Here is a 14,286-nt window from a genome sequence, read left to right as displayed (position 1 = left end):
TGTAAAAGGCCACAGCACGTGGCCTTTTACCTTCATATCATCGCTTCACTTTGATCCCGTCGAGAGTTTTAACTGCTCAAACGGCGTATTATCGCGCCTCTCCAACCCGCTACGGGTAATATACCTTCTGAGTTCAGAGGCATTTTCATGACATGGCAACAATTCAAACAAGCGTGGCTGATTAAGTTCTGGTCACCCGTTCCCGCAGTTATCGCCGCCGGTATTCTCTCTACCTACTACTTCGGTATTACTGGTACCTTCTGGGCGGTCACCGGCGAATTTACTCGCTGGGGCGGACAGTTACTGCAACTGGTCGGTGTACACAGCGAACAATGGGGCTACTACAAACTGATTCATCTTGAAGGAACACCGCTAACCCGCATCGACGGCATGATGATTATCGGCATGTTCGGCGGCTGCTTCGCCGCGGCGCTGTGGGCCAACAACGTTAAGCTACGCTTTCCGCGCAGCCGGGTTCGTATTCTCCAGGCCATCGCCGGAGGGATCATCGCCGGTTTCGGCGCGCGTCTGGCGATGGGTTGTAATCTGGCGGCATTCTTCACCGGCATTCCGCAGTTTTCTCTGCATGCCTGGTTCTTTGCCATCGCTACCGCTATCGGCACCTGGTTCGGTGCGCGCTTTACCTTGCTGCCTATTTTTCGCATTCCGGTGAAGATGCAAAAGGTCTCCAGCGCGTCGCCTTTAACGCAAAAGCCTGATCAGGCGCGGCGTCGTTTCCGCCTTGGGATGATGGTATTTTTCGCCATGATTGCCTGGGGACTGCTGACGGCTGCGAATCAACCCAAGCTCGGTCTGGCAATGCTGTTCGGCGTTGGATTTGGCCTACTGATTGAACGCGCACAAATCTGCTTCACTTCTGCCTTCCGCGATATGTGGATCACCGGGCGTACCAATATGGCGAAGGCGATTATTTTCGGTATGGCCGCCAGCGCTATTGGGATTTTTAGCTACGTGCAGCTTGGCATGGAGCCGAAAATTATGTGGGCAGGCCCTAATGCGGTCATCGGGGGCCTACTGTTTGGCTTCGGTATCGTGCTGGCGGGCGGCTGTGAAACCGGCTGGATGTACCGTGCTGTTGAGGGACAGGTGCATTTCTGGTGGGTCGGATTGGGCAACGTTATTGGCTCAACTATCCTTGCTTATTACTGGGATGGGCTCTCACCGGTGCTGGCAACCAACTGGGATAAAATCAATCTGTTAGCGACATTTGGCCCCTTCGGCGGCCTGCTGGTGACCTATCTTCTGCTGCTTATCGCGCTAATTTTGGTCATCGCCTGGGAGAAACACTTTTTCCGCCGCAAGTCCCTCACCGCCGCATCCATTAAGGAGACAGCATGAAAACTATCGTTCCGGATTATCGCCTCGATATGGTTGGCGAACCCTGCCCCTATCCGGCAATCGCCACTCTGGAAGCTCTACCTTCGTTAAAGAAAGGCGAAATTCTGGAAGTGGTCAGCGACTGTCCGCAGTCGATTAACAATATCCCGCTGGATGCGAAAAATCATGGCTACACCGTGCTTGATATCCAGCAGGATGGGCCAACCATTCGTTATTTAATTCAAAAATAGGCGCGAGCCAACAGAGTGCACGCTGCCGGAACTGGCCCGGCGGCGTCTAACGCCTTACCGGACCGGGTATTTCGCAAGATTACCAGCCTTTCACCGCATCACCTTTATAAAGCTCCTCCGCCGCAGCGGCGACTTCATCGCTTTGATAGGCTTTGACCAGGTTTTTCACCTTTTCACTGTCTTTGTTTTCGATGCGACTGGCGAAGATGTTGACGTAAGGCGAGTCTTTGCTTTCGACAAACAGGCCATTGCGCGACGGTGACAGCCCCACCTGGCTTGAGAAAGTGGTATTGATGATCGCCATCGTTATTTGCTGGTCGTCCAGCGCGCGGGTTAGCTGCGGGGCCTCAATTTCAACAATCTTCAGATTTTTCGGGTTGCTGATAATATCCAGCGAGGTCGGCAACAGCCCGACGCCATCTTTCAGCGTAATCAGCCCCTGTTTTTGCAGCAGAAGCAGCGCACGTCCAAGGTTGGTCGGGTCATTCGGCACCGCGACCTGCGCGCCATCTTGCAGTTGCGCGACCGAATTGATTTTCTTCGAGTATGCCGCTATGGGATAAACAAATGTCGTCCCCACTTCAACCAGCTTGTAACCGCGCTCCTGAATCTGCTTATCCAGATAGGGCTTGTGCTGGAAAGCATTAGCATCCAGATCGCCGTTGTTGAGCGCCTCGTTGGGTAGCACGAAATCATTAAACGTCACTACTTCAACATCGAGATTGTATTTCTCTTTTGCGACTTTTTGCGCCACCGCCCACACTTCCTGGTCAACGCCCGCGCTAATCCCCACTTTGACGTGATTGGGATCCTGCTCAGAAGGTTTGCAGCCGCTCAGCAACAGTGCGCTTGCCACAGCCAGTGATACCGTGATTTTTTTTAACGTGAAAACCATATTCCCAGGGTCCTTTTTTAAAATAGCCTGCCACTCATTGCAGGAAAACTAGTGCCGGAGACTATAAAAAATCTCGCTGGCAAAATTAAAGACTGTTTCACTATGATTAATAGCGTTTTGCTATGAACGCTACCGTCACCCATGCACTTAAAAGGGTAATCCTCCCTGCTTTTTCTCTTTTCCATTGATTTATTCGGTATTTTTCAGAGCTTTTAACCGTTTATCGCTCTGATGTACAATGGTGCGCACTTTAACTAAAAAAAGAGTGCGACCATGATTGATTCAACTTTGCCACTAACCGACATTCACCGCCACCTTGATGGCAATATCCGGGCCCAAACCATCCTCGATCTTGGCCGACAGTTCAATCTTTATCTTCCAGCAAACACTCTTGATACCTTGCGCCCGCACGTACAGGTCACCAGCAATGAACCTGACCTGGTGAGTTTTCTCTCTAAGCTGGATTGGGGCGTAAAAATGCTGGCCTCGCTGGAAGCCTGCCGCCGCGTTGCTTACGAAAACCTTGAGGATGCGGCGCGAAATGGCCTGCACTATGTTGAACTGCGATTCTCCCCGCGCTATATGGCAATGACGCACCAGTTGCCGGTTGCAGGCGTGGTAGAAGCGGTCATCGCCGGCGTGAAAGAAGGCAGCCGCGATTTTAACGTTGAAGCGCGTCTGATCGGTATTCTGAGCCGCACCTTCGGTGAAGCTGCGTGTCAGGAAGAGCTGGAAGCCCTGCTTGCCCACCGCGACGGCATTACTGCTCTCGACCTCGCCGGAGATGAACTCGGTTTTCCTGGCAATCTGTTTATGGACCACTTCAGCCGCGCCCGCGATGTGGGTTGGCGCATTACCGTGCACGCGGGAGAAGCCGCAGGCCCGGAAAGCATCTGGCAGGCGATTCGTGAGCTGGGCGCGGAACGTATCGGTCACGGCGTAAAAGCGGTACAAGATCTGGCGCTGATGGATTATCTTGCCGCGCAGCGTATCGGCATTGAGTCCTGCCTGACGTCAAATATCCAGACCAGCACCGTGCCCTCGCTGGCCCAACATCCGCTGAAAACGTTCCTGGAACACGGCGTGCTGGCCTGTATTAACACTGACGATCCGGCCGTCCAGGGCGTTGATATTATCCACGAATATACCATCGCAGCCCCTGCTGCTGGCCTGAGTCGCGAGCAAATTCGTCAGGCGCAAGTGAATGGTCTGGAACTCGCTTTTTTAAGTCCACAGGAAAAAGCATCGTTGATTGCGCGCGTAGAGCAGGCTTGATGATACCCTCCCGTTTTAAAGCGGGGGGTTTTAAGTTTTAAATAGCTTCTTCCGCATGCCAAATAAATCACTTTGAAATAACCATCTCCTGTAAAAAACGGAATATGAATTCATTAAGAATTCGTTTAATAACTTCACTTAACAACCTCATTTAATAAATAAAAAACTTGAATTGTTATTTTCCACCTTCTATTATTCTGCAAGCAAAAGCGCACCAGTAATTACTAGCCTCTTTTAAATAAACACCTAATAAAGAGCAAATAGAATCACATTAAATTAATATAATTTTTATAAATGCGGCGACTATATACAAAGTCCCTAAATAACTCACCTAACCGCATAACGGATTAATCCATGCCGTTGCATTCGGTTATTTCGAGCCTATCGTGGGAATCGATGCAATTACCTCAGAAGGACGTGAATTTTATGAATATCAAGACGACATTAATTACCGGTACAACCGCACTATTGCTGGCTTCCCCGCTTGCGCTGGCAGCGGATGGCACCATTACTTTTAACGGAACCATCACCGCCTCAACCTGCGTTGTCGCCGGTGCGGCACAAACCGGCCAGACCCACTCCACCGCTGCGACGATTAACCTGCCAACGCTGCCAACATCGGCTTTCGACAGCGGCACCAGCATCGCGGGCACCACCAACTTTGAGATCCTGCTGACCGGTTGTCTGGCAACCACCAGCCTACAAAACGTGCGCGCGCTGTTCACCACCGCTGATACCGTCAGCAATGGCGTGATCGTCGCAGGTGCGAATGGTAACAGCGCCGCTGCAGGCAATATTGGGGTCATTCTTCAGACAGAAACAGGCGCTGCCATTGACGTCAACGGCGGCACCAATCTGGATCCGGGCGCTGCACTGCCAACAACTTCTGGCGATGTGACAATGAAGTATCAAGCCTCTTATTCCGTTGTCAATAGCGGAGCAGCGGTCACCGCTGGCGCGGTTTATAACACCATTAACTACGAAATTTCTTATTTTTGATTTTATCTCCCGGCCACTGGTCGGGAGGTTATCCACCGCCAGGTTATCGCCGATATGAAAATAAAATTACTGGCTCTAACTTTAATTCTGTCGTCTCCTTTATTGCAGGCTTCCGAGGGTTCATTGACCCTATCCGGCGCGATTACCGACAGCACCTGCAACATATTAGGCGTAATTTCCGATAGCAAAATTGGCACAGCTCAGCCGGTACTTAATCCAGTCATCACTCTGACTAATCTTTCTGAAGACTCAAATTCCGCCACCAGCTTTCGCTGGTTCCAAATCCATATCAAAAACTGCTACGCAGCGGCTCAACGGCAAAATATCCGCATCCGTTTAGCCAGTCCCTATGCCGACAGCAGCGGTTATCTGCGTAATGCCATTCGCGGCGGTGCTCAGGGGAAGGTCATCATGCTGTATGAGCGCAGCGTGACCAACAACAGCAACCAGAGTCTGGCGGTAGGCCAGGGGCGATCGGCAACAGCATGGTTCAACCTGCCAGCGCAGAGCGGCGGCGAGGACGGCATCATTCGGCTCGGTTTTATCGCATCCGCCCATACCGCATATGGCGAAACAGCCACGCCAGGCGCGTTTTCTACCAGCGTCGATTATGAGATGGAATATCAGTGATTAATCACAGGGATCATGAAATCGATGAACACTAAAACCCTGGTATCCGCCGCAGCTGTGTTGATGCTGCTGGTGTCGCAATCTGGAATAGCCGCCGACGGCGCGATTAACGTTACTGGCGCGATTACCGATACCACCTGCACCGTGCTGGGGGTGATATCCGACAGTGATGTCGGTACCCGACAGCCGGAAATTAATCCTGTTATCACGCTCACCAATCTTTCTGAGAACAGTAATGCCGTCACTGCTATTAACGGGTTCCAGATTCACCTTTCCGGCTGCTATGTCCGCGCCAGTCAGAAAAACATCCGCATAAAAATGAGCAGTCCTTATGCCGGAAGCGACGGCAAATTGCACAATGCCATTCGCGACGGCGCGCAGGGAAAAGTCGTCGTGCTGTATGAGCGCAGCCTTGGTTCTGGAGGTGGTCAATTTATGCCGGTAGGTAACGGGCGTTCGGCAACAGCCTGGAGTGCGTTATCCACTTCCGGAGACGGTCTCATTCGCTTTGGCTTCACAGCGGTCGCCCAGGAAGCCTGGCAGGAAACAGCCACGCCCGGCGCGTTTTCTACCAGCGTCGATTATGAGATGGAATATCAGTAATCAGGCGGCGTAAATCACGATAACAACACAAAATAGTTAAGGAAATGGCGTGACAGGTTACGGAAAACAGCTTTCGGCTGGCTTTGTTCTCAGCGCATTCGTTGCGCCTGTTCACCACGCGCTGGCCGTCGACAGTGAATATGAGACCCAGTTTTTGCGTAAAGATAAGCACGGAGCAACGGCTGAAGTTTTTCTCTATCGCAATGCGGTAACGCCAGGCCTGAAAACGGTCGATTTCACCCTGAACGATCGCTTTATCGATCGTTATTCAATTTTGTTTGTTGAAGACAGACAAAACAAAACGACTGTCCCCTGCCTTTCCACCGCGTTTCTGCAACAACTGGGGATACGCACCGAACAGTACAACGGCTGGCGACTCTCCGCAGATGCTGACGGGGATATCGACCCAGCGACGCTGACCTCCAGCCAGTGCGAAGACGTGACTGCCCGCATTCCAGCATCGACAGTCAGCTACGATAATAGCCTGCAAACGTTATCTCTTCAGGTACCTCAGGAAGCGGTAAAGCGCATCGATTCCGCGATGCTTTCGCCTAAAGAGTGGGACGATGGCGTGGCGAATCTACGCACCAGCTACAGTGGCTACTTCTACCAATCACAGCTTAAAGATGTTAGCGAGAACGATGAAAAAATCAGCCGCAACGCATGGATTAGCCTGAACAGCACGGGCGGGGCCGGTCCCTGGCGACTGTTTAGTACCGACTCCTTCAGTAAAAATGAAGGTAACGGCTGGGAAACCAATCACGATAGCCTCTATCTCAATCGGGGCATTGCCGCCGCCCGCGGCCATATCTCCATCGGCGATATTTTTACTCAGTCACGCAGTGCAATCCTCAATAATATTCCCCTGCGCGGCGTGACGCTGGCGACCACCGAACGCATGATGCTCGATAATCAGTTTGATTTCTCCCCGGTTATCCGTGGGATCGCCCGTACCAATGCAAAAGTGACCATCCGCCAGCAAAACTCAACAATTTACAGCACCACGGTAACACCGGGAGCCTTTGCCATTGACGACCTTTCCAGCGCGCGTTCGGGTGCTGACCTGGAAGTGACGATTGAAGAGGCTGATGGTAGCCGACAAGTGTTCCGGGTGCCCTATTCCACGCTCCCAACCATGATTCGTCCCGGTGCGCTGCGCTATAGCGCGGCGGTCGGCCAATATCGACAAAATAGTCATGCCGAAGGTGAACCCTGGCTGGGTTTCGGCAGCCTGGAGTACGGTTTTGAGCATCTGACGCTACTCTCCACCACGCTGGTCGCGGAAGACTACCAGTCGCTGTCGGCGGGTGCGGCATGGAATATCGGTGCTATCGGCGCTTTTTCGCTGGAACTGGCGGGAGCCCGCTATCGCGAAACCTGGCAAAACGAGGCCCAAAAAAACGGTTCCGCACTACGAGTGCTTTACGCCCGCTATTTCGAATCCACTGACACTAATCTTCAGGTCGCTGGCCACCAATATCATTCCCAGGGTTTTATGGACTTCAGCGATTACATGGAGAGATATCACCATGAGGAGGTGAATGGCTACGCCTACGGTGATGAAGGCTGGAATCGTCGCCGACGTAGCCGAACGGAAATTAATCTCAATCAGGGGCTTAATACATGGGGCAATCTCTATTTTTCCCTAAGCCAGGACCGCTACTACCACACCTCGGAGAAAAACAGCACCCTCACTGCTGGTGGCGGCACGCAAATAGGCCCGGCCAGCGTCTCCCTGACCTGGAGCTGGACGAAAAGTGATCAGAGCAAAGACAACCAGCTCAACCTGAACGTCAGCATCCCCTTTGATTGGGGCAAACGCCAACACAATGCGGGTTCGCTCAATTACGGCCTGACACGCAACCGGGAGAACCAGTATAGCCAAACGCTGGGCTATTCCGGCAACGCGCTGGACAACGCCCTGACTTATTCCGCCAATCTTCAGCGCGATCCGGGCGGTGGTACCAGCGAATCGCTGTCGTTGGGCTATGGGAGCAGCATCGGTTCGGTGAACGGTTCTATCGGGCACAGCGACGACGTCATGCAATTCTCCGCGGGCATGAGCGGCGGCCTGGTGATCTATTCCGGCGGCATCCTGCTCACCCCGATGCTGGGCGATACCATCGGCATTATCGAAACGCCTGATGCAAAAGGCATTCAGGTGAGCGGAAACAGCAGCACCAATACCGACCGCTGGGGGCGCACGGTACTTTCATATATGACGCCATATCGCTACAACACGCTGACCCTGGATACCAGCAAAACCGAAGGCGTGGAGCTGAAAGAGTCTTCACGCAAGGTTATCCCGACCCAGGGAGCCGCCGTTCTGCTGCATTTCGCTACCCGCGTCGGTCGCCGGGCAATGGTCGAGATCCGCAGTCGTAAGCCGATTCCGCTCGGCGCGCTAATTTACGTCGAAGGTGAAAAAGATGAAGCAGGGATCGTCGGGAATAAAGGCCAAGCCTATCTCAGCGGCATCGCCGCCGACCGCGAGCAAAAAATGCGCGTGCAATGGGGAGATATGCCCGCCCAGCGCTGCTATTTCCTGCTACCAGTGGCGAGCGGAGCGCAACTGGAGCCCAATAACTGGTATCAGAAAATCGCAGTCCAGTGTCAGTAATGTCGTACTTATCACAAGGAAAAGACCATGAAAGGGAGTCACATCCTCAAAGCACTTATTCCGCTGGCTCTTGCCGCCAGCATGATGCCATCGGCACAGGCCGCCGTGCGTCCCATGTTGACCCGTATCGTCGCGTACGCAACGGATAAAGAGACTCCGGTAGATATTATTAACGACGCGCCTCAGGCCTATATGGTGCAGTCCTGGCTGGAGGATACCCAGGGAAACGATGATAACATCCCGCTAGTCCTGACCCCGCCGGTGATGCAACTTGATGGCAAAAAGCAGGGCAAGCTACGCCTGGTGGTGATCCCCGGCGGCATTCCCCAGGACCGGGAGTCCGTTTACTGGCTGGCGGTACAAGAGATCCCGCCAAAAGCCTCCGGCGACGGCGGGAATAAGCTAGTCATGGCGATCCGTAGTCGAATTAAAGTTTTCGTTCGTCCGACTGGACTCAACGGCGACGAAGCGCGCAGTGCCGTCAAACAGCTGAAATGGCAGGTGGAAAAGAGCGGTGGTAAAACCTGGCTTATCGCCAGCAATCCCACCCCCTACTACATCAGCTTCGGCAAGCTGGCGCTTAAGCGGGCCGGAAAAGCAGAAGTGATGCTCAATGACAAATTCCATATGCCGCCGCCGAAAGGGAGTCAGCGTTATGAGGTCCCGCCAGCCTTTGCCGGAGGCCAGGCCGCGCTGACGTGGAGCGCGGTGCACGATTATGGCGGCACAGGTGAAGAATTAACCCAGCAGGTGGCGCTGTGAAGCGATCGGTCGCCGGAATACTGAGCGGCCTCATCTGCGCGCATCCAGCGCTGGCCGCCAACATCAGCGAGGAGGTTCACTGGTTTGATGGCGACCGTGCGGGCCAGAAGGCGGCGACCTGCCTCTACCACACGCCTGACCGACTGCCGTTTGCCGAGATCATCCCATTGGTTGTCGATAATGCTCAGCCGTACGGCACACGACTCTGGTCATGGGATTACGCTACCTTTTTACCGGATTACACCCTCTCTTGTGTCGGCTCGGGGATCAGTAACTCAACGCCCCGACTACGCGACGCCGCGCATGATAATCCCGCTAACCGGCAACTGTGCCTTACGGTGAAAGGCGGTGATGAACTGATGCCGACCACTAATCCCGGCGTCGGGATCCGCTGGCACTTTCGTACCGCGCAGGGGGAAAGCGTGAAAAACCAGCCCCAGCTTAGCGCCTGTGCCAGCCTGGAGGTCAGCACCGATAGCGCGGGTCGCTATATTTTTAACCCCAGGAAAGTCGCCACCTTGTCAGCCAAAGCGGAACTGGTGAAAACCGCAGAGGTTGTATACGGCACGGCGATATCGCCACTGACCGCGCAGTCGCAACTCTGGCTTGATACCGGCGCGGCGCAGAGCAGTAGCGTGAATCTTGGGTTGGGTGGCATAACGCCAATCGCGCCCGCCTGTCGGCTCTCAACAAAAGCGTATCAGGTGGAGATGGGGCGTTGGGTGATCCGCAGTCAACAAGAACTTCCTGCTCGCGGCGCACAAACGCCCTTTGAGCTACAGCTGGAGTGTACCGGTCAGGTGGCGCACCTGCGCCTGCGCCTTGAAGACAGCGGCACGCAGACCTCGGCGCAGCAGAATATCGTGCTGTATCGACATGACGATAGCAAAAGCATTGAGGGGCTGGAGATTGAGATGCTGCTTAACGGCAAGCGTATTCATGTCGGTGACGGTACTCCTGTGGACGCGGGAGCATATGGGAGCAACGGGCAGAATAATAGCCTCCCTGTCTATCGTACCGCCGCCCCCCTCGCCCTGACGGCTCGTTACGTTCAATACGCAGCCATTACCAGCGATGGGAAACCCTACACCGGCAGCATAAAGGGCAAGGTCAATATCTGGGTGACCTACGACTAAAAGTTCACTCGTCAATAAACGGTCCGTTGTTTGGCGGACAATAACATCGAAATACACCAGGGGATGGCAATGAGAATAAAACTGAAGACGATATTACCAGGGGCGCTATTTTTGATAAGCGTGCCGCTTACGTGGGCAAACGATGGCACCCTCACCGTTTCGGGGAAAATTAGCGATGGTACCTGTTCAGTAACAGGTGCGGCAGCGGAAGGGGGAACGCCCTCGACCAATGCCACTATTCTGCTGCCTAAAGTTTCTACCCGCTTAACCAACGGGACCAGCGGAGATGTGAGCCGTTTTTATATTTATCTCAAAGGATGCAAAGCGACCGCAGCCCTGAAAAATATCGTTGTCGGATTTCACGCAAATAATATCTACGACGATTATCGGCTGACAAACACCACGGCTAATGGCGCAGGCAACCTGGGCATTGAGATTTTACACTGGTATGAACAAACATCATGGGGATCCCCGAGCTCAGGGGTCACCATGAGCTTTAGTGGTTACACCGATAGCCGATCGATAATTGCGTTACCGCAAGGCCAGGAGGATATCACTATTATGTACGGCGCTGGTTATCGAAAACTGGATCCAGCCAAACCCATCACCGCAGGTCGCATAACCAGCACCGCCTGGTACGAAGTGACTTATTTCTGAACCCCGGATATAAAAAGGAATTTTAACGATGATGACCATTAAAATCGCGGGCGGATTATCTGGCGCCCTTCTGTACCTTATCTCTTCATCAGCGATAGCCTATGATGGAACCCTCAACTTCGAGGGCGAAGCAATACAATCGACCTGTGTCTTCGAAGGTATTTCCGTAGCCGGAGGGACGCCGTCTCTCAATCCGGTAATTGATCTCCCTGCCATCTCCGCCGAATCGCTAGCCAGCGGCGATATTATGGGGGAAACAACCCTATCGCTACATTTCCGCGATTGCGTTTATATGGAGGGTGAAATGACAGGCCATCCTTCATTTCATACCGATAATGTCTCCAGCGATGGCACGCTCTATATGCCGAATCAAACAGCGGACAGCGCAAAAAATGTCGGATTCCAGATCACAAACTATTCTGAGGACGGGACCCGTTCAGGTATTCAAAGACCTAACTACAAAGGGAATTCCCGGCGTGCAGCTAATTAATGGCGCATGAAAGGTTTTGCTCGCATAACCGTAACCGATTAATCCAACCCGGATAGCGTCACTCATCTTGCAACTCCTTTAATGAGAAATAACGTCGTTATACCCGTCATACTTCAAGTTGCATGTGCGTTAGCAATAACTCGGCCTTCGGCCTCGCCCCTTCGGGGCCAGCGCAAGCGCTGTTCAAGGCACGAGTGCCTTGTCCTGCAACTCGAATTATTTAGGGTATATATTCACTATAGGTCTCAGGCCATTATTTATGCTAACGCAGGGGGAATGATTGATCGTTTTTACGCCAGTTGCGCAACTGAAGCCAGGTAACGCTTGCGTTGCTTCAGTCATTTAGTAACATTTCAGCCTGGTTTGATTATTTGCTTTAGAGTTATGGAAAACGTTTTTAATCGTATTGTTGAACTTATTGGCTGGATTGTTTTGGGCGTTTCGGCCCTGCTTTTAGTTATCGCTCATCATATTGATAACTACCAGTCTCCACCGTCTATTGATGTAGTTCAGACGAAGCCCCTGTCTAAATAAACAGTGACCCGCTTCGCAACTGTGCAACCGGTTTCAGAAACCGGTTGCACAGTTGCACATGCTTTCATTACACTCACCTTATCATTCGATAAGGAGTTTCTTCATGGCCGGATTTCCGCAACACTTTTTATGGGGTGCCGCTACCGCAGCTTATCAGGTTGAAGGCGGACACGATGCCGATGGCAAAGGCCCTTCTATTTGGGATATTTATTCCCACCTCCCAGGCACCACTTTTCAGGGCACAACCGGTGATATCGCCGTCGATCATTACCATCGCTTTCGCGAAGACGTCGCTCTCATGGCGGAAATGGGTTTGCAGAGCTATCGCTTCTCTATTTCATGGCCTCGCCTGCTGCCCAACGGCCGCGGTGAAGTTAACGAAGCAGGTATTCAATTTTATAGCGATCTGATTGATGAACTACTGGCGCATAATATTGAACCGATGATAACCCTCTATCACTGGGATTTGCCGCAGGCGTTGCAGGATGAAGGCGGCTGGGAAACGCGCAGCACGGCAGAGGCTTTCGCTGAGTATGCACGCCTCTGTTACGAACGTTTTGGCTCCCGCGTGAAACTGTGGGCCACCTTTAACGAAACCATCGTCTTTATCGGCCACGGTTACATTAACGGCCTCCACCCACCAGCCGTCCGTGACCCGGCGCGCGCCATTCAGGCCTGTCACCACGTATTTATTGCCCATGCGCTGGCTATCAAAGCTTTTCGTGAAATGGGCGTTGAAGGCGAGATTGGCTTCGTTAACGTCCTGCAACCTCACACCTCGCTAACCGACAGCGAAGAAGATAAGCGTGCGACCGAGATGGCGGACGCTATCCACACCCACTGGCTTTACGATCCGGTCTTAAAAGGCTGCTACCCTGAAGCGCTGCTGCAACAAACCCAGGCGCTCTGGGGCGTCCCGGCGTTTGCGGCTGGCGACGATGCCCTGCTGCGAGAGAACCGTTGTGACTTTATCGGCCTTAACTACTATCGCCGTGAAACTGTATCGGCGCAGCCTCCCGAAGAGCCGACCGGCGGCGAGCCTGGGGTTGATGGGCTCTTTTACTTTGTGCGCAACCCGCAAAGCAACTATACCGAATGGGGCTGGGAGATTTGGCCGCAGGGGTTAACCGACGGCATCATGATGGTTAAAGAGCGCTATGGTGATATTCCGATTTATATTACTGAGAACGGACTGGGCGCAATAGACCCGATCATTGATGGTGAGGTCGTTGACGACCCGCGCATTGACTATCTCAGCAGCCATATTAATGCGCTGGAAAATGCGCTGGCGCTCGGTGCTGACGTGCGCGGCTACTACCCCTGGTCCTTTATCGACCTTTTAAGCTGGCTTAACGGCTACAAAAAGCAGTACGGGTTCGTCTATGTCGATCACCAGCAAAACCTGGCGCGTAAACGAAAAAAGAGTTTTTTCTGGTACCAAAACGTTATTGCCAGCCGAGGCGAACAGCGTTAATCTTCTCTCCCAGGCGCCTTCCGGCGCCTGATTCAGTTCTGGAATATTCTTAAATTTTCTTTGTATTACACCGGGAACGCCGTCTGTTCTTGTCATCAGTAATTACAACCGAAATAATTCCTTACAGCCTGAGAAAGTAAAGGCTTGTTGGTTGAGAACAAGTTTACTGAAAGCTGGTAATATTCGACTTATTTATTCCGATTATAAAATGGATACGCAAATGACCGTTCAGGACTACTTATTAAAATTCCGTAAAATCAGTTCGCTGGAAAGTCTGGAAAAACTTTTTGATCACCTTAACTATTCCCTGACCGATAACGAAGAGATCGTCAACATGTATCGCGCTGCCGACCATCGCCGGGCGGAGCTGGTTTCCGGCGGCAAATTGTTCAACATCGGTGAAGTTCCTAAGTCCGTCTGGCGCTACGTGCAATAAAGACTGTAATCATTCACGCCAGTTGCTTATACTTCCCGCCCTGCTTTTATTTATATACCTTAAATAATTCGAGTTGCTTAAAGGCGGCAAGGGAGTAAGTCCCCAGGAGCATAGATAACTATGTGACTGGGGTGAGCGAGCGTAGCCAACACATAAGCAACTTGAAGTATGACAGGTATGACTGGC

Annotated in this window: 15 protein-coding genes and 1 pseudogene; 14 read left to right on the top strand and 2 right to left on the bottom strand. The window is 52.6% G+C overall.

Going from position 1 to position 14,286, the window contains the following annotated elements:
- Nucleotides 1–147 precede the first annotated feature (147 nt).
- Both yedE and yedF read left to right on the top strand, forming a co-directional pair.
- A complete protein-coding gene (gene yedE / locus DA718_RS13135) occupies nt 148–1,359 on the top strand; it encodes a selenium metabolism membrane protein YedE/FdhT (protein ID WP_112214377.1) in 1,212 nt (403 codons plus the stop codon).
- A complete protein-coding gene (gene yedF / locus DA718_RS13130) occupies nt 1,356–1,589 on the top strand; it encodes a sulfurtransferase-like selenium metabolism protein YedF (RefSeq protein WP_110274012.1) in 234 nt (77 codons plus the stop codon). Before yedE ends, yedF begins: the two co-directional genes overlap by 4 nt.
- Nucleotides 1,590–1,668: 79 nt before the next feature.
- Here the strand turns inward: yedF and metQ are convergent, their stop codons facing one another.
- Nucleotides 1,669–2,484, bottom strand: a complete 816-nt coding sequence (gene metQ / locus DA718_RS13125; protein ID WP_110274011.1) for a methionine ABC transporter substrate-binding lipoprotein MetQ — start codon at nt 2,482–2,484, stop codon at nt 1,669–1,671.
- Between the two features lie 273 nt (nt 2,485–2,757).
- On the opposite strand from metQ, the gene add reads away from it, so the two are divergent.
- The 9 genes from add to DA718_RS13080 all read left to right on the top strand — a co-directional run bounded on the left by add (nt 2,758) and on the right by DA718_RS13080 (nt 11,656).
- Complete coding sequence (gene add / locus DA718_RS13120) at nt 2,758–3,759, top strand: adenosine deaminase (RefSeq protein WP_112214378.1); 1,002 nt, start codon at nt 2,758–2,760, stop codon at nt 3,757–3,759.
- Nucleotides 3,760–4,185: 426 nt separating this feature from the next.
- Nucleotides 4,186–4,758 carry a fimbrial protein gene (locus tag DA718_RS13115; RefSeq protein ID WP_167492763.1) on the top strand — a complete coding sequence of 191 codons (573 nt, stop codon included), beginning with the start codon at nt 4,186–4,188 and terminating at the stop codon, nt 4,756–4,758.
- 54 nt (nt 4,759–4,812) lie between these two features.
- Nucleotides 4,813–5,388, top strand: a complete 576-nt coding sequence (locus DA718_RS13110) for a fimbrial protein (RefSeq protein WP_112214380.1) — start codon at nt 4,813–4,815, stop codon at nt 5,386–5,388.
- 24 nt (nt 5,389–5,412) lie between these two features.
- Nucleotides 5,413–5,991 (top strand): fimbrial protein, encoded by a 579-nt coding sequence (locus DA718_RS13105; protein ID WP_130624378.1) that lies wholly within the window; start codon nt 5,413–5,415, stop codon nt 5,989–5,991.
- 49 nt (nt 5,992–6,040) lie between these two features.
- Nucleotides 6,041–8,611, top strand: coding sequence for a fimbria/pilus outer membrane usher protein (locus DA718_RS13100; protein ID WP_112214382.1), 2,571 nt, complete (start codon nt 6,041–6,043; stop codon nt 8,609–8,611).
- Between the two features lie 27 nt (nt 8,612–8,638).
- Complete coding sequence (locus DA718_RS13095) at nt 8,639–9,373, top strand: fimbrial biogenesis chaperone (RefSeq protein ID WP_112214383.1); 735 nt, start codon at nt 8,639–8,641, stop codon at nt 9,371–9,373.
- The gene (locus DA718_RS13090) at nt 9,370–10,509 is read left to right on the top strand and encodes a fimbrial protein (RefSeq protein WP_112214384.1); all 1,140 of its coding nucleotides are present in this window, start codon (nt 9,370–9,372) and stop codon (nt 10,507–10,509) included. Before DA718_RS13095 ends, DA718_RS13090 begins: the two co-directional genes overlap by 4 nt.
- Before the next feature lie 69 nt (nt 10,510–10,578).
- Complete coding sequence (locus tag DA718_RS13085) at nt 10,579–11,166, top strand: fimbrial protein (protein WP_167492762.1); 588 nt, start codon at nt 10,579–10,581, stop codon at nt 11,164–11,166.
- Between the two features lie 28 nt (nt 11,167–11,194).
- The gene (locus DA718_RS13080) at nt 11,195–11,656 is read left to right on the top strand and encodes a fimbrial protein (RefSeq protein ID WP_130624376.1); all 462 of its coding nucleotides are present in this window, start codon (nt 11,195–11,197) and stop codon (nt 11,654–11,656) included.
- Here DA718_RS13080 and DA718_RS30675 read toward each other — a convergent pair.
- Nucleotides 11,615–11,722: pseudogene (locus tag DA718_RS30675) on the bottom strand (oxidoreductase); the annotation flags it as partial. The gene DA718_RS13080 and the pseudogene DA718_RS30675 overlap by 42 nt on opposite strands.
- A 318-nt stretch (nt 11,723–12,040) precedes the next feature.
- On the opposite strand from DA718_RS30675, the gene blr reads away from it, so the two are divergent.
- From blr to ydgT, 3 genes are all read left to right on the top strand, one after another.
- Nucleotides 12,041–12,190: a division septum protein Blr gene (gene blr / locus DA718_RS13075; RefSeq protein WP_112214386.1), complete on the top strand. Its 150-nt coding sequence runs from the start codon at nt 12,041–12,043 to the stop codon at nt 12,188–12,190.
- A gap of 103 nt (nt 12,191–12,293) precedes the next feature.
- On the top strand, nt 12,294–13,664 hold the full coding sequence (locus DA718_RS13070) for a GH1 family beta-glucosidase (RefSeq protein WP_112214387.1): 1,371 nt from the start codon (nt 12,294–12,296) through the stop codon (nt 13,662–13,664).
- A 220-nt stretch (nt 13,665–13,884) separates the two neighbouring features.
- The gene (gene ydgT / locus DA718_RS13065) at nt 13,885–14,100 is read left to right on the top strand and encodes a transcription modulator YdgT (RefSeq protein ID WP_004134363.1); all 216 of its coding nucleotides are present in this window, start codon (nt 13,885–13,887) and stop codon (nt 14,098–14,100) included.
- Nucleotides 14,101–14,286: the final 186 nt, after the last annotated feature.

Origin of the sequence: Klebsiella huaxiensis (assembly GCF_003261575.2) — a bacterium.
In the GTDB taxonomy this organism is placed as follows: Bacteria; Pseudomonadota; Gammaproteobacteria; order Enterobacterales; family Enterobacteriaceae; genus Klebsiella; species Klebsiella huaxiensis.
Note: the sequence above shows the minus strand (reverse complement) of the source record. Positions and strands in the feature narration are given on the sequence as shown.

Excerpts from the sequence above, each read along its gene's own strand:
- add (WP_112214378.1), top strand. The coding sequence starts at position 2,758 with ATGATTGATTCAACTTTGCCACTAACCGACATTCACCGCCACCTTGAT.
- yedF (WP_110274012.1), top strand. The coding sequence starts at position 1,356 with ATGAAAACTATCGTTCCGGATTATCGCCTCGATATGGTTGGCGAACCC.
- metQ (WP_110274011.1), bottom strand. The coding sequence starts at position 2,484 with ATGGTTTTCACGTTAAAAAAAATCACGGTATCACTGGCTGTGGCAAGC.
- DA718_RS13110 (WP_112214380.1), top strand. The coding sequence starts at position 4,813 with ATGAAAATAAAATTACTGGCTCTAACTTTAATTCTGTCGTCTCCTTTA.
- DA718_RS13115 (WP_167492763.1), top strand. The coding sequence starts at position 4,186 with ATGAATATCAAGACGACATTAATTACCGGTACAACCGCACTATTGCTG.
- DA718_RS13085 (WP_167492762.1), top strand. The coding sequence starts at position 10,579 with ATGAGAATAAAACTGAAGACGATATTACCAGGGGCGCTATTTTTGATA.
- ydgT (WP_004134363.1), top strand. The coding sequence starts at position 13,885 with ATGACCGTTCAGGACTACTTATTAAAATTCCGTAAAATCAGTTCGCTG.
- DA718_RS13080 (WP_130624376.1), top strand. The coding sequence starts at position 11,195 with ATGATGACCATTAAAATCGCGGGCGGATTATCTGGCGCCCTTCTGTAC.
- yedE (WP_112214377.1), top strand. The coding sequence starts at position 148 with ATGACATGGCAACAATTCAAACAAGCGTGGCTGATTAAGTTCTGGTCA.
- DA718_RS13105 (WP_130624378.1), top strand. The coding sequence starts at position 5,413 with ATGAACACTAAAACCCTGGTATCCGCCGCAGCTGTGTTGATGCTGCTG.
- DA718_RS13070 (WP_112214387.1), top strand. The coding sequence starts at position 12,294 with ATGGCCGGATTTCCGCAACACTTTTTATGGGGTGCCGCTACCGCAGCT.
- blr (WP_112214386.1), top strand. The coding sequence starts at position 12,041 with ATGGAAAACGTTTTTAATCGTATTGTTGAACTTATTGGCTGGATTGTT.
- DA718_RS13095 (WP_112214383.1), top strand. The coding sequence starts at position 8,639 with ATGAAAGGGAGTCACATCCTCAAAGCACTTATTCCGCTGGCTCTTGCC.